The 18750-nt window shown below is 34.4% G+C and carries 16 protein-coding genes; 8 read left to right on the top strand and 8 right to left on the bottom strand.

The features are described from left to right. Window positions 1–187: 187 nt before the first annotated feature. The gene (locus N2Z58_03590; protein MCX7653748.1) at window positions 188–829 is read left to right on the top strand and encodes a pyroglutamyl-peptidase I; all 642 of its coding nucleotides are present in this window, start codon (window positions 188–190) and stop codon (window positions 827–829) included. On the opposite strand, the gene N2Z58_03595 is transcribed toward N2Z58_03590, so the two are convergent. Genes N2Z58_03595 through N2Z58_03610 form a run of 4 tightly spaced genes read right to left on the bottom strand, consistent with a single transcriptional unit; the run spans window position 815 to window position 5467 of the window. Next, on the bottom strand, window positions 815–2176 hold the full coding sequence (locus N2Z58_03595) for a SpoIIE family protein phosphatase (GenBank protein ID MCX7653749.1): 1362 nt from the start codon (window positions 2174–2176) through the stop codon (window positions 815–817). The two genes, N2Z58_03590 and N2Z58_03595, sit on opposite strands and share 15 nt — an antisense overlap. Before the next feature lie 41 nt (window positions 2177–2217). Next, complete coding sequence (locus N2Z58_03600; protein ID MCX7653750.1) at window positions 2218–3741, bottom strand: AAA family ATPase; 1524 nt, start codon at window positions 3739–3741, stop codon at window positions 2218–2220. A gap of 21 nt (window positions 3742–3762) precedes the next feature. Next, window positions 3763–4170 (bottom strand): cytidine deaminase, encoded by a 408-nt coding sequence (locus N2Z58_03605; protein ID MCX7653751.1) that lies wholly within the window; start codon window positions 4168–4170, stop codon window positions 3763–3765. Then, entirely contained in the window at window positions 4148–5467 is a 1320-nt protein-coding gene (locus N2Z58_03610) for a hemolysin family protein (GenBank protein ID MCX7653752.1), read from the bottom strand. Before N2Z58_03610 ends, N2Z58_03605 begins: the two co-directional genes overlap by 23 nt. 152 nt (window positions 5468–5619) lie before the next feature. Between N2Z58_03610 and N2Z58_03615 the strand changes: the two genes are divergently transcribed. Then, entirely contained in the window at window positions 5620–7173 is a 1554-nt protein-coding gene (locus N2Z58_03615; protein ID MCX7653753.1) for a sensor domain-containing diguanylate cyclase, read from the top strand. Between the two features lie 6 nt (window positions 7174–7179). On the opposite strand, the gene N2Z58_03620 is transcribed toward N2Z58_03615, so the two are convergent. From N2Z58_03620 to N2Z58_03635, 4 genes are all read right to left on the bottom strand, one after another. Beyond that, window positions 7180–7818 (bottom strand): hypothetical protein, encoded by a 639-nt coding sequence (locus N2Z58_03620; GenBank protein MCX7653754.1) that lies wholly within the window; start codon window positions 7816–7818, stop codon window positions 7180–7182. 32 nt (window positions 7819–7850) lie between these two features. Next, the gene (locus tag N2Z58_03625; protein ID MCX7653755.1) at window positions 7851–8960 is read right to left on the bottom strand and encodes a rod shape-determining protein RodA; all 1110 of its coding nucleotides are present in this window, start codon (window positions 8958–8960) and stop codon (window positions 7851–7853) included. Window positions 8961–8992: 32 nt separating this feature from the next. Then, a complete protein-coding gene (locus N2Z58_03630; GenBank protein MCX7653756.1) occupies window positions 8993–9898 on the bottom strand; it encodes a TIGR00269 family protein in 906 nt (301 codons plus the stop codon). A 110-nt stretch (window positions 9899–10008) separates the two neighbouring features. Beyond that, window positions 10009–11370, bottom strand: a complete 1362-nt coding sequence (locus tag N2Z58_03635) for a Do family serine endopeptidase (protein ID MCX7653757.1) — start codon at window positions 11368–11370, stop codon at window positions 10009–10011. Between the two features lie 299 nt (window positions 11371–11669). Here N2Z58_03635 and N2Z58_03640 point away from each other — a divergent pair, with 299 nt between their 5' ends. The 6 genes from N2Z58_03640 (at window position 11670) to trmB (ending at window position 18736) form a co-directional block, all read left to right on the top strand. Further along, the gene (locus tag N2Z58_03640) at window positions 11670–12749 is read left to right on the top strand and encodes a tetratricopeptide repeat protein (GenBank protein MCX7653758.1); all 1080 of its coding nucleotides are present in this window, start codon (window positions 11670–11672) and stop codon (window positions 12747–12749) included. After that, window positions 12734–13462, top strand: coding sequence for a prepilin peptidase (locus N2Z58_03645; GenBank protein ID MCX7653759.1), 729 nt, complete (start codon window positions 12734–12736; stop codon window positions 13460–13462). Before N2Z58_03640 ends, N2Z58_03645 begins: the two co-directional genes overlap by 16 nt. Window positions 13463–13537: 75 nt before the next feature. Continuing rightward, window positions 13538–13999 carry a lytic transglycosylase domain-containing protein gene (locus tag N2Z58_03650; GenBank protein ID MCX7653760.1) on the top strand — a complete coding sequence of 154 codons (462 nt, stop codon included), beginning with the start codon at window positions 13538–13540 and terminating at the stop codon, window positions 13997–13999. 5 nt (window positions 14000–14004) lie between these two features. After that, window positions 14005–15522 carry an NAD(P)H-hydrate dehydratase gene (locus N2Z58_03655; GenBank protein MCX7653761.1) on the top strand — a complete coding sequence of 506 codons (1518 nt, stop codon included), beginning with the start codon at window positions 14005–14007 and terminating at the stop codon, window positions 15520–15522. Window positions 15523–15575: 53 nt separating this feature from the next. After that, window positions 15576–17774 carry a hypothetical protein gene (locus N2Z58_03660; protein ID MCX7653762.1) on the top strand — a complete coding sequence of 733 codons (2199 nt, stop codon included), beginning with the start codon at window positions 15576–15578 and terminating at the stop codon, window positions 17772–17774. Between the two features lie 35 nt (window positions 17775–17809). Further along, complete coding sequence (gene trmB / locus N2Z58_03665) at window positions 17810–18736, top strand: tRNA (guanosine(46)-N7)-methyltransferase TrmB (GenBank protein MCX7653763.1); 927 nt, start codon at window positions 17810–17812, stop codon at window positions 18734–18736. Window positions 18737–18750: the final 14 nt, after the last annotated feature.

Here is an 18750-nt window from a genome sequence, read left to right on the forward strand (position 1 = left end):
TGTACCTTTGTTTTGTATTCTTGGAAAATCCCGCCACTTTATTTTACTATATTTAAAGAAAGTTGTTAATCAAAAAAATGTTAAGCTTTGAGAAAAACTTCACACTTAAGTTTTGGTTGAAGACAAATAATCATCGTGATAAATTATAATCAACCACAAGTTGACAAAATTGAAAGGGGAGAAAACAATGGATGAGAGATTAAAAGTTCTTTTAACTGGTTTTGAGAGTTTTGGTGGTGAAAAACTGAATCCAAGTGAATTAGTAGTAAAAAGGATTTCAAAAAAGAAGTTCGATAAATGTGTAACTGATATTTTGATTTTACCTGTGAGCTACGAAAAAAGTATCAGTATTTTAGAAGATTACTATTCAAAAAACACTGTTGACGTTGCGATTCACTTAGGACAGGCAGGAGGTAGAGCAGTTATAAACATTGAAAGAGTTGCTGTGAATATTATAGATTCAAAAAATGCCGATAACGATAAAAAAATAATCCAGGACAAAACAATAATACCTTCTGGTTTAGATGCTTATATGACCAGGTTAGATACAAAGAAAATTGTTGAATTTCTTAATAAAAAGAAAATACCAGCTAACGTTTCATACGATGCTGGGCAGTATGTTTGTAATACAATATATTACTTTTCGTTACACAAGTCATACTGTGATAAAAACCCTAAAAGCGTGTTATTCATTCATCTACCGTTTTTGCCACAACAGGTGTGTGATAAATATCCAAAAAATTCAAACATACCATCAATGGCTTTGCAATTGCAAGTAAAAGCCGTAGAAGAGATACTGAAAAATATAAAGGAACTATCGTGTGAATAATTTTATCGCGGATATATTCCCAAAGTTAAGGCAAAGACTTGTAGGAAGCTCCTTGAGAATGTAACCTATCTCAACGTCTTTACACAATAAAATTCTATGATCTTCGTGTTCGTTGTAAAAGATAATATATTCTTCTGACAACGTGTAATTTAAAATTTTTCTAATAATTTCGTCAATTATTGATTCTTTTGTGTAATATAATTCGACATCTTTGTCTATGTACACGTATCTTCTTGATTTTCCAAAGCATACTATTGAAAAATCATCAGGAATTTCTGAGTACAATCTGTTCAACTTATACCGGATGTAAAAAGGTAATATTTCCTTAGGTATTCCTGAGATTTCCTTGTTTAAAAAATCGAATAGTGTGTCTATGGTGCTCTGCACAGGGTTATTCTTTTCAAACACAGAATAAAGCCCATCCGAATAAAGAATATACGATAAACCTTCTTCGATGTTAAACGATCCAATATCATCTTGGTTGTATTCATAATCGAACAACCCAATGGGTAATGCATTTTTCATTTTTATTTCTCGAAAAACCTTTCCATCGTATGTTATTATCGGAGGATGACCGCAATTGATATATTCTACAGTTCCATCGAAACTTATTTTGAAAAATATTCCTGTTATGTAGTTATGAGCTAAGGACGTTTTTATACTTGCCGAAAGCTCGTTTATGATTTCTGAAAGTGCTTTCGTCCTATTTGTAGAAGAACGAACTATGGATTTAACAGCAGAACACAAAAGTGCTGACTGAATTCCATGACCTGATATATCCGCTATGTAACCAACGATCTCTCCGTCTAAATCAAAATAATCATAAATGTCCCCACCAACAACTTGGGCAGGTAAGTAATGAGAGGTAAACCATAAATTGTTCTTAGCAAATAATGCAGAGGGCATCATTAATTTCTGAACTTCGGTGGCCAAATTGAGGTTTTCCTTTAGTTCAATATAAAGGTTTTCTATGTGTTCCCTGTTTTTCTTTAACTCTACGTGTAATGCTACCTTCGAAATGAGTTCAATGTCAACAACAGGTAATTCTAAGTAGTCTGAAATACCAATCTGGTATGCATCGGATAGGAGATTATAGTTCTTTTCATCAACGACAAATATTATAGGAATACTTCTTAGTTTGAAATCGGTCTTTAAAACTTTAACCCAATCAAAAACCTTCTGGACTTTTTTTGAATACATTATAACAAGCTGCACATTATCTTGTTGTTTTATAAATTCTTCCAGTTCTTCGCACTCTATGATATTGTAACCAACAAACTTAAGAAGTTCTGATATTTCGGTAGTCACAAAAAGCGTATCAGATAGTACACAAATTTTATCAGGCAAAGTTTACACCTACCTGTTAATGTGAATTATCTACAATTATTTTACTGATTATTCTTTTCACTTACAATTTCTATTATCTCCTTTCCTCCAAACATACGTTCTATTTCTTCTGCTCTACCTTTTTCATCTAATTCGACTACATAACCAGTGTCCTTTTCTCTTCTTAGTGCAAAGTGTTTATGCGCTCTTAACGCTATCTGCGGAAGGTGGGTTACAACAATTATTTGATGATTTTTCGACAATTTTTCCAGTTTTTCCGCAAGTTTTACCGCTGTTATTCCTCCAACTCCCGCATCTATCTCATCGTAAATAAGCGTGGGAGTACTGGCAGTTGAAAGCTCAATTGATAGCATTATTCTTGATAACTCTCCCCCAGATGCTATTTTGCGTAATGGATACAGCGGTCCGGAACTTAGTGTGTTTCCCACAAGTTCGACATCATCAATTCCGTCCAAAGAGATTTCCTTCGTTGAGAAAGAAAAGTCTATTCTTGTATTCATATTCAAATCTCTCAAATGTTGAATAACAGATTCCACAATAAACTCTGCAGCTTTCCTTCGCCTTTCACTGATCTTTGCTGCCAGTTGTCTCAATTGATTTTCTATCAATACTTTCTCCTCACCTACACTTTTCAGCATGGAAAGCAGTTTTTCATTTTCAGTGAGTTCTTCTCTCCAGTTTTTTAGGTTGGTAAGCACATCCTCTGTAGACGGACCATATTTTCTTCTCAACTTTCTGTATATCCATAACCTGTTTTCTATATCTTCCACATTTACTTCATCGAATCTGATTAATTCTTTGCTGACGTTATTTTCTAACTCCGCAATGTACTCTATAACCTTATCTATAGTCTCATGATGTTTATCTTCCGTTAATGCGTAAAGTTTTCTCAACGAATGCTCAATTTCCTCAAGTTGTTGCATTGCTATCGTGTAATTTTGAATAAGTGTCCGAACATTAAGGGCTTTTTTGTAATCATTTTCTAGTTTTTCCTCTTCTGACAGATCCAATTTTGCAGATTCTATTTCGGTGACTTTTTCTTTCAACTCCTCAATTTTTTCTCTTAATTTTGTTTCATCGACTGTAGCGATAAGTTTCAGTACATTTTGATATTGACTGTACAACCTCCTGTACTCTTTTATGAATTCTTCATTATTAGCTATATCATCGAGAAAATTAATTATAAATTCTCTTTCCAACAACTTGATGTGTGAGTTTTGTTTATGGATAGTTACTATATCCGAAAAGACTTTTTGAACGATATCTTTCGCAATCAAACGCCCATCTACTTTATAGAAAGACCTCTTGCCTCTTTTTTCTACACTGAATATGTGCTGACCAACAGAAATGTTTCCTTCTTCAAAATTCCTTGGAACGTAAACGACCACATCCGCTGAAAAAACATCACTTCTTATAGATCCATAATCTAAAAAGGCACCAATAATATCAAGTAACAAACTCTTTCCCGTTCCAGTCTCACCTGTTATAACGTTCAACCCATCAGAGAAGTATATATCAACATTCTTAAGATACACATATTCGTTTATATGGAGTAATTCTATCAACAAACCACTCCTCTTCAAATTCTATTTTTCGTTAAAGTCTTTTTTATCAAAGGAATAAGGCAATAAACTGTTAACATCGGTTTCCAAATAGTCTCCTTTAATGTTTGCAAGCACAACTTTAAAATTCCCAAATTCTGACATCACTTGTCTACATGCCCCGCATGGTGAAACTGGTTTATGAGTATCAGCTACAATGACTATCATTTCAAATTCCCGCTCTCCCTCGCTAACTGCCTTAAAAATTGCCGTTCGTTCCGCGCAATTTGTAAGTCCATATGACGCATTTTCAACATTGACGCCTGTGTAAATCTTTCCCTGTTTTGTTACAATTACAGCTCCAACCTTAAATCCCGAATAAGGTGCATAAGCTTTCATTCTGACTTCTTTTGCAATCGATATTAAATCTTCAATATTCTTGTTCTTTACCATTTGTGTTATCCTCCTTGTGAGTCGGTTTTGACACTCTTATCAAAACTTTTTCTATTCTGTTTCTTGAGGCTGCTACAACTTTATATACAATTCCGTTATCTTCATGCTTCTCTCCAACCTTCGGTATATGGTGAAATTTGTTAAGAAGGTAACCAGCTAATGTTTCAAACTCACCTTCTGGAAAAGTGATTCTCAATTCTCTTTCTATATCATTCAAAGAAATTGTTGCATCCACTAAGTAAGTAGACTCGTCAAGTTTCTTTATCCCTATGCTTTCGTGCTCGTCGTACTCATCCATTATCTCACCAAAGATTTCTTCAAGTATATCTTCCATCGTTACTATGCCTGCTGTTCCACCGTATTCATCCACTACAATTGCCATGTGAACTTTCTTGGTTTTGAATTCCTTCAATAACTCCGAAACCGGCATAACTTCTGGTACAAAAAGCGGTGGTCTCATTAATTCCTTCACCTTTACCTTGTCAATAACCTCGGTACCACGCTGTGCAATAAATGACAATAGATCTTTTGCGTAACAAACTCCAACAACATTATCTATGGTTTCTCTGTAAACTGGTATACGTGAATATTCTTCTTCCATTATTAACTTAACTACCTCTCGCAACGTTTGAACTTCTTCCACGGCAACTACATCTATCCTTGGTATCATTATCTCCTTCACCAGAGTCTCATCCATTGCTATGGTTCGTTCAATCATTAACCCTTCTTCGTGATCTATTGAACCTTCTTCGCGACCTATTTCAAGATAGGAAGCTATATCCTCCATTGTAATAAAAGGTGTATCTGTTACTGTTTGTCCACCTAAAAACTTGACGAAGTAGTTCGAAACTTTAACAAAAAATGCGACTAATGGCATCAAAAGCTTTGAAAATGGAACTATTACTTTCATGCTTATCTCAAAAAATTTTTCACTATTTTGCCTTGATAGAATTTTTGGTGTAATCTCTCCAAACACAAGTAAAATAAAAGTCATTATAACCGTTGAAAGAACAGCCGCTACAGATTCTTTTTCTATCAGCTGAGAGAACATCACCGCTGCTATAGATGAAGCAAGGACGTTCACAAGGTTATTCGAAATCAGCAATGCAGTTAATAATTGATTAAAAACATGTATTTCGTTTTTTTCTTTTTCCTCTTCTTGTCTTTTTGCAAGACCTCTTAATTTGTGTCTACTAACAGAGGTCAAGGCAGTTTCTGAGGCTGAAAAAAAGGCTGAAAGAATAACCAAAAATACTATGACAACAGTACTCCATAAATAACTAAGTGGATCTTCCACTAATCTCACACCTCCGAATCGAATCGTTCCAAAATTCCAAGCACAATTATAACACACAGAACATAATTTTTCAAAACTTTCGCCGCATCGCTCCGAAAATTAAATTGTGTGATATAATATCATCGTACATATGTTAGTAAAGGGGGTTTTTAATGAACTCAAATGATTGTTTAGATACGTACCTGAATTGGGATATTTTTGACTCCAACTTATCAGGACCCATTTTCATCTTGCTGGCAGATCACAATGGAAATATTTTAAAATGTACAAATAACACACCCCAATATATAGCAAGACGTGATAATATTTTTAAAGCATTTAATGGTTTAGAAGTCTTTTCTAAATTCGACAAAAGAAAGCTTGTAGATCAGGTTTTTGATTTTTCAGAGGACACACCACAAAAGGTGCGTGTTGTTCCCGTAAAGCATCCTAAGGGGATTATTCTATTCGGAGAGATTGTTACACAAAAATTTTTTGTAGATGAATATATAGCTGAGCGCCTGGAAACATTAAGTATGTATCTTGAATTTGCTCCAGTGTTTTTCGTTGTACTTAACAAAGACGGAAATGTTGAATATATCAATTCATATGCATTGAATAAAACAGGATACAGTTTCCAAGAAGTAATAGGAAAGAATTGGTTTGAGATGTTTATTCCAGAAGAACGAAGAAAAGAAATACAAAACGTTTTCAGTCAGATAATAGCTGGGAATATTGAAATACTTGAGACATATGAAAATGAGATCCTCACAAAAGATGGAAAACAAATAGTGATACTGTGGGAAAATAAATTAGTTACTAAGAATGGTAAACCTGCTGGTAGCATCAGTGTTGGAGTGGATGTTACCAACGAGAAAATAAGAGACTTCGAAGAAGAACTGATAATAAGTATGCTTTCAGCATTTCTCGAAAATAACTATCAAGAGGCAATTAGAAAAATTTCCAGTACACTTAAGAACAAGTGTAGTATCAAATCAGCCCATGCAAAAATAATATCCTCTGAAGATTCGATAACAATAAACTTTTTAGAGAGTGAAGAAAACGAAGCACTTCAAACAATTGAAGAAATCAACAAATCCGAAGATAAAGCGGTACAAATAACGATTAAATACGACAAATTGCCTAAGTATGCTTCTCAACAATGCCTGAAGAGCATCATTAACATTCTTTTTTCACTCGCGGATAGAATCTATTATATTCAACGTCTTGAAGAAGCTTCTTTTAAGGACCCTCTGACAAACCTTTACAATAGAAGATACTTTATGATAATGCTTAAAAACGAGATTAGACGTGTCAAAAGATATAACTCCGAATCATCAGTCGTTATGATCGATCTTGATGGGTTAAAAGGTATAAACGACACTTTGGGACATGATAAGGGAGATATGGCAATAAAAACACTTTCTCAGGCATTAATTTCAAACACCCGATCGACTGATATATGTGCAAGATTTGGAGGGGATGAATTTGTATTGTTGTTACCCCATACCTCCTCTGATAGTGCGAAAATAATAATTGATAGAATAAGAGAATCTGTGCGAAAAATTAGTGAACAAAGAAAACTTGAGTTTGAAATCTCTTTTAGCGCAGGTATAACGTTAATCGTTATGAACGATGATGAAGAAGGAATAAGTGTCTTGAAAAGAGCAGATCAATTACTTTATCAAGCCAAACGTTCAGGAAAAAATAAAGACATTATCGGGTAAATTTTTTTATCTTCCAGGTATGTAAAGAGAAAATTTCTCCGCAAATTTTTCGTAAGTCGTTTCTGTTAATTGTACGATCTTCGTTGGATGAAATCTCACACCAACTCCAAAAAACAATAAATAAACCTTTCCCGCTTTACCTACAATTATAGTTGACTCCGGTGGAATGATTAAATCATAGCTTGTCTTTATTCTCGGTTCTTTAAAGTAAAAAAACTTATAGTTTGATAATCCTGGCTTCATTTCACCTGAAAAGAGTGTTTTATCACCGTTTTTTACAGTAAACCAACTTGATTCATTTCCAGCAACAAACACCATGAAATAACCGGTTGTTGGGTCATCTGAAATACCAGAAAGTATCTTTTCAAAATCGTATCCAAAGTCTCTTAGTTGGTTTGCTGCGGCAATGTACTTATCAAGAACAGAATTTGGTGCTAACAAATTTTTTGTTTGCTCTAATTTTGTGTCTACCTGAGAAACCTTCGAATCTACATAGTGCTTCAATTCATTGTATTTTTGCAATATCTCACGATATCTTATGAAATTACCAACTGACAACACAACTGACGTAATTACAATAACTATAAACAGTGTGCCAACAAACGATGGTATAAAGTAACTTTTCTTCTTCTTTATCACCGGCACTTTTTTCACCTCTTCGTGAAAATATATTTAAATTAAATTTGCCTTGCTGACCCGGATATTACTCTTGCTTTTATAAGTAACCCTACGAGTGCAGAAAAAACGAATGTAGATGTTCCACCGTAGCTTATAAACGGTAAAGGTATTCCTGTAACTGGTAGTATCCCTAAATTCATACCAACGTTCTCAAAAACGTGGAATGCATAAACGGCCGAAACACCTATCACAACAAATTCCCAGAACTCATCTTTGTATCTACCAATCCTTAAAAACCCACATAGTATTATTGTAGCATATAAGAGTAACAAAAATACAGAACCTATCATCCCAAATTGCTCAGCATACGCGGAAAATATGAAGTCCGTGTATTGCATTGGTACTATGTGCATATTTGTTCCAATTCCTAAGCCATATCCAGTTCCTCTAATCCCCCCGTTTGCTATTACACTTTTTGACATTATTGTATTGTATGCACCGTACTGAAAGTGCTCGCTTGGATTGAATAAAGCCAAAATTCTTGCCCGCTGATAATCTTCCAACACAAAGAAAAACAATATCGGAGCCAAGATGATAGCTATCAAAATCATTACAAAAATATACCTCTTATCAACGTTACTTGCTGTGAGCATTGAAAACCAAATAAAAAACATCAATAGTGTCATTCCCAAGTCTGGTTCGAGAAATATCAACAAAGACGGTGAAACGTAAATCAATGAAATTGGCAGTGCTTTGTTATCCTTATATTTTGAGAAAACCGAAGCAAGTGACAGTATAATTGAGAATTTAAAGACCTCGGAAGGTTGAAGATCGAATGGACCAATATCGATCCACCGCCTTGCTCCATACATCGTCTTCCCAGTTATCAGAACAAGTATAAGTAATATAACCGATATGAAGTAAATGTATTTACTATACGATCTTATACGTGCCTCTTTCTCATATATAATGTAAAACATTATACCTATTGAAACTAAATCCCATATTATTTGCTTAAAAAAGCGATGTTCTTGGCGAGTGTTCAAGACTACAGTTCTCAAGGTAGCCAAACCGATGAACATCAAAATGAGAACAACTACTATCAGTAGATAATCTGCGAAAGAAAATTTATTCTCCTTGATGCGAACAAGTTTGTTGTTATATTTCAATGTCTCACCTACTTTTTATTTTGCTTACCATCTTAACCTTTTACGGCACTGCTTACTCTTTCCTCAAGCCTGCAATATTGACATTTTTCACCTGTTGTTGGAAAACCACATTTCGTGCATTCTTTTAGTTCTACAGCGTGCTCTTTATAAACTAAATCCTTAAGGTTGTCAAAATAGCCAAAAAGAAGTCTATGTTTTGTCCCAGGCTGTTCGTTTTCAATTAAATTAAGATACTTTTTGTAGTTGGAGCTTGTAGCATCCTTAGAAAATGGGCACTTTTGTTCCATGAATGGAATTTCATTTAAAAATGCGTAGGCATATGTTTCTCGTTCTGTTACATAGATTAATGGTTTTGCCTTCTTCACAAACTTCTGATGTGTCTTTTCTAAAACAGGCCATTGCCTTGAAAAATATTCTACTTGCCAATTGAGTATATTTCCGAAGAGGAAAGTTGCTTCGTCATCCATATTGTGTCCTGTTACAAGCGCATCATAACCGTTTTGCACAGCGTACCTATTCATCCAATATCTTCGCACTATCCCACAAATACTACAAACTGGTCTTTTAACAATCCTTGCAATCTCTGAAGTACCAAGCCCAACAAAATGTTTTGTCGTATCATAAATATGAACAGGTACTTGAACAAATTCTGAAACTCTTCTCACAATATTTTCAGCGGCATTTGTGTGGGGTCCCATTTTCAAAAATAAACCTTCAACGTTATATCCTAAGCGTTTTAAAGCGTACAGTACAGAGCTACTATCTTTCCCACTGGAAAGTGCCACAAGTATCTTATCATCCCTTTTAAACATCTTAAAATCATTCACAGCCTTCTGAACCCTTTTTTCAAAAAATTCTATAAAGTGTTCTTTGCAAAGTGCTATGTTATGCGCTCGTAGATGAATAACAGCTTGGCTGTGACATTTTTTACATTTCACCGATCAACTACCTCCCAAGAAAGTTTTACTTTCGCAATTAATTATACAAAAAATCCCCGCTTTTGAACAGCGGGGATTTTGTTATTGATCAACCAATAACAGTTGTATTACTAATATCTGAATGAAAAGACAGATCTAACGCCGTTGTAATAGTAGAATATTCCTACATAATCTCCTTTATTGACATTTTCAACAACTTTGTTCCATGAGCTCACATCCTTGATATCGTAAGCGTATCCATTTATAGAAATACGCCATATTACAGCTCCAACTTTAATGTAAGAATTTCTTGATTCCTTCACTATTACACCATCTACACCTGCAGGAATTTTGTAAGTAGTTCTATCATCGGCTGTGATGTTTGAAACTCTTAGATTGAAGAACTCTTTTGCTGAAGACGATGTAGAAGTTTGTGTTGATAATGTTCCAAGTGTCACATCTAACGTTATTTCTTTACCACTTCTGTTGATAGTGACTTTTACTTTTGTGTTAGGCGTATAGTTTCGAACCAAAGAAGTCAGTTCTTCAGCAGCTTCTACGTAAATCCCATTAAGTCTAACAATAACATCTCCCTCTTTGATTCCTGCCTTATCTGCAGGCGAACCCTTTTCAACCTGAGCAACGTAAGCACCTTTGTTAACCTTTAAACCAAGGCTTTTTGCAAGCGAATCTGTAACAGTTTGTACATAGACTCCTAAATAAGCCTTTTCAACCTTTCCAGTTGCAATTATTTGATTTATGAATCTTTTTGCAGTATTTATTGGAATTGCAAAACCGATATTCATTGCCTGCGATGGGTTTATAATTGCAGTATTTATACCTATAACCTGACCATAAATATTTAATAAGGGTCCTCCGCTGTTACCTGGATTTATCGCAGCATCAGTTTGAAGAAGGTTTGTATAATACCCACTTCCATCTGGTTTTGGTATCTTTCTACCAACAGCTGAAATTACACCAACGGTCACAGTGTGTTGAAATCCGAGTGGATTACCAATTGCTATCGCCCATTCACCTATTTGAATCTTATCCGAATCACCAAGCTCCACTACTGGTAGATCCTTTTTTGCGTTAATTTTAACCACTGCAATATCAAGTTCTTCATCGCCACCAATGTATTGTGCTTCGTACACATCACCACTAAGCATGGTAACTGTTATTTTCTTTGCACCTTTTACGACGTGATAATTTGTTACTATATAACCTTCCTTACTTATTATGAAACCAGAACCTACGCTATCAGATTCTTCAAACTGCCTTGGAATATCACCAAAAAATTGCTTGTAGAACTCTCTTATGAATGGATCTATATATACTTCCGTCTGAGCCACAACATCAATTTTAACAACAGCTGGTGCTGCCACTTTTACTACGTTGACGACAGGACTTTGATAATCAGCATTCACAAGACCAAAAGAAAGCGCAGAGACCAAAAGAAACACACTTAACGAAAGATATTTGAAAAGTTTCATACGCAACACCTCCGTTCAAATCTGATTTTCTGAAATTTGAGTTTTCCGTTGATTTTTGCGCAAAGAACATCCTTTTGAGAAATTTATGTATTCTGCCATTATTATATCATAGGTTGTCTTAAAAAAACCTTAAAGCTCGGAGTTATTGTTTGATTTTTGTTGGTATTTTCCTTTAAATTTGTGAAACTTCTTTTGAATCTGTTTATTTTTATCTCTTGCATTCTTTTGGGAAGTATTTACTTTTATGAAGAAATATGATAAAATGTAAATAGTACGTTACAAAATAGGAGGTGTTGTTAATGATTATTCGACTCATCTTGGGCTCACAAAAAGATTTTTGCATTGATATCGATGAAGAAACGCCTATGTTTGTTATTTTAAGAGATGTGTTTTATTCTGGAGATTGGAGGAATATGAAAAAAGATGTTGAGGAAATGCCGGAATTGGTTAAAAAAATAGAGGATCTTGAAAAACTAGAAGAGAAGTTTGTTTCGTTGAACGAAATAATTTATGAACCCATCGTTTGGACAGAGATAATTGAATTTCTTGAAAAATATAATTTAACACCCGAAAGCCTTCTTCATGCAACTGCAGATGGTTTATACGAATTGGCGATTGAATATGCAGACAAAAACCAAACTGAAGTTGCAAAGGATATTTTGAAATTTGCCATGAAATTAGACAAAAATTATGCCCCAGCCTTTGAATTCTATGGTTCGTTGCTATTGGAAGACGGTGATATCGATGGGGCTATTAAGTATCTTAATAGATCTATTGAATTGGATCCATGGTTGATTCAGTCATATTCAATGATAGGAGAAGCTTATTATAATATTGGAAATTATGAGAAAGCCATAGAATATTGGGAAAGAGAAATTAAATTGTCACCAACAAACACATTCACTTATTTTATGATATCCGATGCGTACACAAAGATAGGAAAGATATCAAAAGCAATAGATATACTGGAAAAGTTTAGAGAAAGTTCAGAAAACAGTATAATTGCTCTATTTGAACTCGCAGAACTATATAGAAAATCAGGAAATGAAGATAAGGCTAAGGAATACGAGACTTTAATTATGGAAATGGATCCACAAAAGGATCCAAATGGAATTGAAATATGGGCTAAGGTCCATCTAAAGAAGGGAAATTATGAAAAGGTTATATCAGTTATAGAAAATGTAATCAATTCTAACCCAGAAGCCAAACATCTCAATTTAGTTTTAGCTGTTGCTTACGTTAAGACCAATCAAATAGATAAAGCAAGAAGAGTAGTCGACGAGCTTAGGGACGATAATTTCTGGTATTTGTATGGTAAGAGGGAATTTTTTGATGAGCTTCTGACAAGTAGTGAGAAGGAGCTGTGTGGAATAAAATGAGACACTTTATATTCTTCATTTTTGGACTGATATTTGGCAGTTTTGCAAATGTTTTGATATACCGACCAATTGCGGGGCTCAAGTTGAATGAGCCCCGTTTTTCAATATGTCCTATATGTCGTAACAAGATAAACTGGTATGATAACGTACCAGTTTTTAGTTACATAATGTTAAAAGGAAGGTGCAGGTATTGCGGTTCAAAGATAAGCCTTAGATACCCTATTGTAGAATTATCTTTTGCTGTAGTTTTTTTATTAAATTCTTTTTTGCTTCCGCTGGACAAAGCCATAGCAATGAACTTGATCTTTCTTGTTTCTGTCCCAGCCTTTATGATCGATTTAAAGATGATGCTCCTACCAGATTACACATGGGTTTTGGTTTCTTTCGCAGCAGTTTACATTAATCTGAGATATTATAGAGAATTTCTCATTCTTGACATTCTTGGAGCAGTAGTAACTATACTTATACTCTTGCTTTTGAGAGTAAGATATAAGGAAGGAATAGGAGAGGGGGATATTCTTCTACTACCTGCTTTTACGTTTGGGTGTGGTATTTTTTATATGCCCGTGTTGCTTTTCTTATCTTCGTTTGGTGGCATAGTATTTTCGTTGATTAACAAAAAACGGGTCATACCTTTTGGACCTTTTATTATTTTCTTTGGATATTTGCTGATGATGTTAAGGTATTTGAATATTAACATCTTCATGTTATAATATCACTTGAACTTGCTTAATTTTCAAAATGGAACTACATATCTTGTTCTTCAATGTGACAAGGAGAGAGTTCAAGTGAGGTATGTTGTTGCTTTTGTTCTCTTTGGAGTGATATTCTTTTTAACAACTTTAGTTTATTATTTCCCGCTGAAATACTACGAAGTCGTTGTACGACATTCAGGTAAAATCGATCCGTTGCTTATAATCGGTGTTATAAGGACAGAGAGCAGTTTTAAAGAAAATGCTATTTCAAATGCCGGAGCATATGGACTAATGCAATTAATGCCAGAAACCGCCGAATGGTTGAAAAAGAAGTTTAAGGTAAACTACGACTACAAAACACCAGAAGGAAACATAGCCTTAGGGTGTTTGTATTTAAATTATCTTTTGGAAAAAGATGGCAACTTGAAGCCAGCGCTTGTTCATTACAATACAGGTCCTTACGCTGACGAATTTACGAAAGTAGACGCTGGTGGTAGATATTTGAGAAAGGTTTTAACTGCTTATAAAATTTATAAATTCCTTTACAGGAGATGATTTAAGTGTTAGTTTTGACGAGCGAAGAAATGAAAAATTTAGAAAGACTAAGCGTGGAAAACTTTTTGATGAGCGAAGAATTACTCATGGAACGTGCCGGAATTTCTGTAGTTCAGGCAATATGGAATGAGTTTGGTAAATTAGATGATAAAAATTTTGTTGTCGTTTGCGGTACAGGGAATAATGGCGGAGACGGATATGTAATAGCTCGTGATCTTTTAAACTATACTGAAGCTGTGAGAGTAATCGCACTTGGTGAACCAAAAACAGACTTAGCAAAGACAAATTGTGAAAGATTCACAAAACACGGTGGTATAGTTTACAAGTACGACGAGATAGGACTGGAAAAAGCTACTGAAATTATTTCTTCTTCTGACATAGTTGTGGATGCATTACTTGGGACGGGGCTCAAAAATGAAATAACAGAAGAAAATTTAATACGCCTAATAGAATCTATTAACATTTATTCAAACTGCACGGTTTCTGTCGACATTCCATCTGGCATCAACGCGGACAACGGAAAGATCATGGGGGCCGCTGTTCAAGCTTATATGACTGTAACTTTTAGTTTTCTAAAACCTGGTCATCTATTGTTCCCCGGCAGAGATTTGACTGGAAAATTGAAAGTTGCGCAGATTGGTATACCTTGGCAGATCCTTTCTTCGTCAAGCGATTTTAGAAGATTTCTGATCACAGGAAGCAATCTGAAAAAGCCAGTAAGACCCAAATGGGCACATAAAAAGAGTTTTGGAGAAGTAATCGTAATCGGTGGATCAAAACAATATAAAGGGGCACCAATTCTATCTGCGCTTGGGGCTTTAAAATCAGGTGCAGGTGTTGTAAAAATATTGGGACTCTCTGAAATATGCAGCTTGGCAATAGCCCATGATCCATCTTTACTCTGCTATAAGATGGACGAATTAAACGTTGAATATGTTCGTTCAATACTTCAGACATGTTCTCCTAGAGCGATTGTAATTGTTGGACCAGGTTGGAGCCAAAATGATATTCCTGAAAAACTGGATATTCTGAGGTATCTAGTAAAGGATGTTCACAATACTATCATAATCGATGCGGATGGTTTAAATATATTGTCATATGAGCTTGAATTGTTAAAAGAAAAACATCCAAGTAAACATATAATATTAACACCGCATCCTGGAGAATTTTCAAGACTTACGCGCTTTGGGATCGAGGAAGTTAAACAGAACTATATTCTTGTTGAAGAATTCTCAAATTACTACGATGTAATAACAATTCTCAAGGACGCGTCAACCATAATCTCAGATGGAAAGCATACTTACTTTAACATATCTGGCAACACCTCTCTTTCAAAAGCCGGGAGTGGTGATATATTGTCAGGTATAATAGCTTCTTTAATTTCCCAGGGAATGGAAGTACTTGAAGCATCGAAAACAGCCGTTTATCTATTTGGCTTGGCAGGTGAGGCAATCGAAACTGAGGGAGCCAATAGTAGCTTTGATGTAATAAGTAAAATACCTATTGTATTTGGTAGGATTTAACTGAAATAGCTAACCAATTTCCTCGATGCTATCAAACAAGGGGTGAAGATAGTATGAATTTCGACGGCGAGAATATGCGTGAAAAAAAAGAACCTGACAACGTCGAAAAGTTTGTAAGAATGCTCATAAGTCGAAATGAATTATCACTTTCAAGAAATATAATAGGAGCACTTGGGGATAATTATAACCACCTACTTTTTGAACTCGAGGTTCAGTCCGGGAACTATAAAAAAGCCTTAGAGATATTTAACAATTTACCAAAGGAAAAGCAACAAATATACGTTCATATAGTTGATGTAATAGAGAAAGACGCCGATAAAGTATCAGAAGCATTCGGAAATTTAATTAAAAACCTACAATCTGAAAATTTCGCAATTTTTGTTGCCGAAGCACAAAAATTGAGAAAAGATTACCCGCAAATTGTCGAGGTTGTGGCTTTGGAATTGATTGCTGCAATCAGAAGAGGCGATAAGAGGAAAGTAAAAACGTTATCTGAGATACTTGAACAATTAGATAAGTCACACCCCGCATTGTCTTACACGAAAGGAAGAAACAAAGAAGTAGTTAATATATTAGGACCAGCGATTTTAGTTGCAGTCTTCGTCGTAGTACTCGTTAATTTAATGATATCTATTTTTTCTTTGGGTACCTCAGATACCATGAGATTTTCAAATTTAAGTAAACAAATAGCAGATATTGGTAAAAATATAGCTGAGATTTCAAATCAAAATAAGCAAAGTGATAATCAGCTCAGTATACTATCCCAGAACATCAAAAACTTGGAAGAAGGTATAGAAAAAATAAACAACATCTTATTAAATTACGAGTCTTTGAAATCTCAACAAAACTATGATGATAAAATAATCCAGCAAATAAATAGTAGTATAGAAGAAGTCAGGAAAAGTCTAAAAAACTTAGGTACAAATCTTAGAGATTTGGACAAAAAGTTCTCGAGTCTTAACCCTAATAGTTACAGTACTGTTAGGACGCTAATCAAAGATGTTGATAACACGCAAGAAATTCTAAATAGATACAAGCAGAGTATCGATGAACAAATTAGAAATGTATTATCAGATTTTGCGGTAGTCAAAGAGAAAATGAACACTTTATCCAAAAAAATTGATTCTATTCAAATATCTCAGCCCGATGGTAAATATAGTTCAAGCTATCAAATCGATACAAATCAGATTTCGAAGTTATTGGAGGAGATATATTCGCAGATAAAAGAGCTATCGAAAGTATCCAGTATGCAAAGAAGTACTTCTCTTGATGCTTTTACAGTGCAAAATGTGGATATGTTAAGAAAACTCCAGGAAACAATGGAAAGTATCAAATACTATCTTTTGATTTTCTCAAAAGCTGATATAACTAAGCTGGACAAGCTCGATGAATTAAACTCACTCAAAAATTCATTAGACGTGATACGGGAATCCTTAGAAATAATTAAGAGCAAAATATTTGACTATACACAATCCACCTCAACAACGAATGCTGTAGAAATGCCCACGAAAATAGTGGAAGGATTGAATAAACAAATTGCTGATATAAAAAGTAAAATTGAATCCTTAGAACAAAAGATTGAAGAAAGTACCAAATTTATAAGAATTCAGTCAGAAAAGGATGTGCAAGATACTAATAGCACAAAAATTGCAAACAATGAAAGTTTAATGGCCGAGACAAATCAAGAAATTATCAATATAAAAGTTAAGCTGAACATTTTAGAACAAAAAATTGAGGAACTAAAAGTCTTAGTAAATGATTTCAAAACTCAAGGAAAACAAAACAATCAGTCAAATAATAATGAGTTAGTGAGTTTGAAGGCAACAATTTCAAGTCTTGAAAAGACGGTAGAGGATTTAAAAACGTCGTTAACAACCGTCAATAGCCAAATAACTGAACTAAAGACTAATATTCTCGAAAAATCATCAAAAGTAGAAACCAGTGTGCAAAAAGGCACGGAAACAACAGATGTGCAACAAATTGTAAAAGAAACAAAAGATTTATACGAACTATATCGTATTGGTTTGAGTTATTATTCCAGCAAACTTTATCAAGAAGCCATTTATATATTAAAATATTTGGAAAACCAGTTAGAAGGTGTTGACGTATATTTCAAAGAGGATATATATTACTATCAAGTAATGAGTTATCTTAAACTTGGTGATAAACAAAATGCCCAAAAGAAATTTCAGGAGTACAAGAAATTGTTCCCAGCTGGTAATTACATAAAAGAGTTAAGTGTGCTTTTCTAATGTTGTTAAACTTATTTTTAGCGAGGTGCTGAGATTTGGAAAATGTTTATAGCAAGGAGATAAAACCATCGAATTGCGGTTATCTTCCAATTGATTGGTCGATGATATTTGGTAATATTAACCCTATCATAATAGAAATAGGATTTGGAAACGGAGAATATTTGTTGAGCTATGCCCAAAGGTATCCTGACAAGAACTTTGTTGGTTTCGAAGTTTCCATAACTTCTATGAAAAAGGCGCAGAATAAACTAAAGAATATTGACAATGTAAGACTTGTAATAACTGATGCAAGGTTTGGATTGAGAGAATTTTTCAATGCCAAGAGTGTCGAAAAGGTTGTGATGAATTTTCCTGTACCATGGGATAAAAGGGCACATGAAAGAAGAAGGGTTATTATTCCAGAGTTTTTCGACACATTGGCAAATGTACTTGTAGATGATGGACTTTTTGAGCTTACAACAGATGTGGAATGGTATGCCAAGCAAACAATTGAAATTGCAACTGAAAAAGGATTGTTTGAGGTAGCAGAATTTATTGAAAATCCGAACAGAGAAATTAAAACAAGATACGAACAAAAATGGATCAAGTATGGAAGAAACATTTATTTACTTAAATTGAAGAAGATAAAACATGTCGAAGTAAGTAGACTGATTGGAGGTATTCATGAAATGCCCCATGCAAAGTGTAAAATCAAAGTGGAGAAATTAAATGAACTTCCTGGAAAAGTGTTCAAAGAAAAAGAATCAGTAGTTGTAGTAAAAGGGGTTTACAAATCCACAACTAATGAAGCGTACCTGATTAAAGTTATATCTTCAGATAAAGATTTTCAGCAGCATTATTATTTAGTTGCTTATCCTGAAGAGAGTGATTGGATAATAAAACTTGATAGTAGTTCAAATCCCTATAGAACACCCGCTGTTAAATGGTCTGTCAGAGCAATTTCCGAATTCTTGGAAGCTTAAGGAAATACAGCCTC

The sequence above is a fragment of the Fervidobacterium sp. genome (assembly GCA_026419195.1).
Taxonomy (GTDB): Bacteria; Thermotogota; Thermotogae; order Thermotogales; family Fervidobacteriaceae; genus Fervidobacterium.

What these genes read in the sequence shown, in the direction of transcription:
- N2Z58_03590 (MCX7653748.1), top strand. Translation starts at nt 188, where the DNA reads ATGGATGAGAGATTAAAAGTTCTTTTAACTGGTTTTGAGAGTTTTGGT.
- N2Z58_03605 (MCX7653751.1), bottom strand. Translation starts at nt 4,170, where the DNA reads ATGGTAAAGAACAAGAATATTGAAGATTTAATATCGATTGCAAAAGAA.
- N2Z58_03615 (MCX7653753.1), top strand. Translation starts at nt 5,620, where the DNA reads ATGAACTCAAATGATTGTTTAGATACGTACCTGAATTGGGATATTTTT.
- N2Z58_03635 (MCX7653757.1), bottom strand. Translation starts at nt 11,370, where the DNA reads ATGAAACTTTTCAAATATCTTTCGTTAAGTGTGTTTCTTTTGGTCTCT.
- N2Z58_03640 (MCX7653758.1), top strand. Translation starts at nt 11,670, where the DNA reads ATGATTATTCGACTCATCTTGGGCTCACAAAAAGATTTTTGCATTGAT.
- N2Z58_03660 (MCX7653762.1), top strand. Translation starts at nt 15,576, where the DNA reads ATGAATTTCGACGGCGAGAATATGCGTGAAAAAAAAGAACCTGACAAC.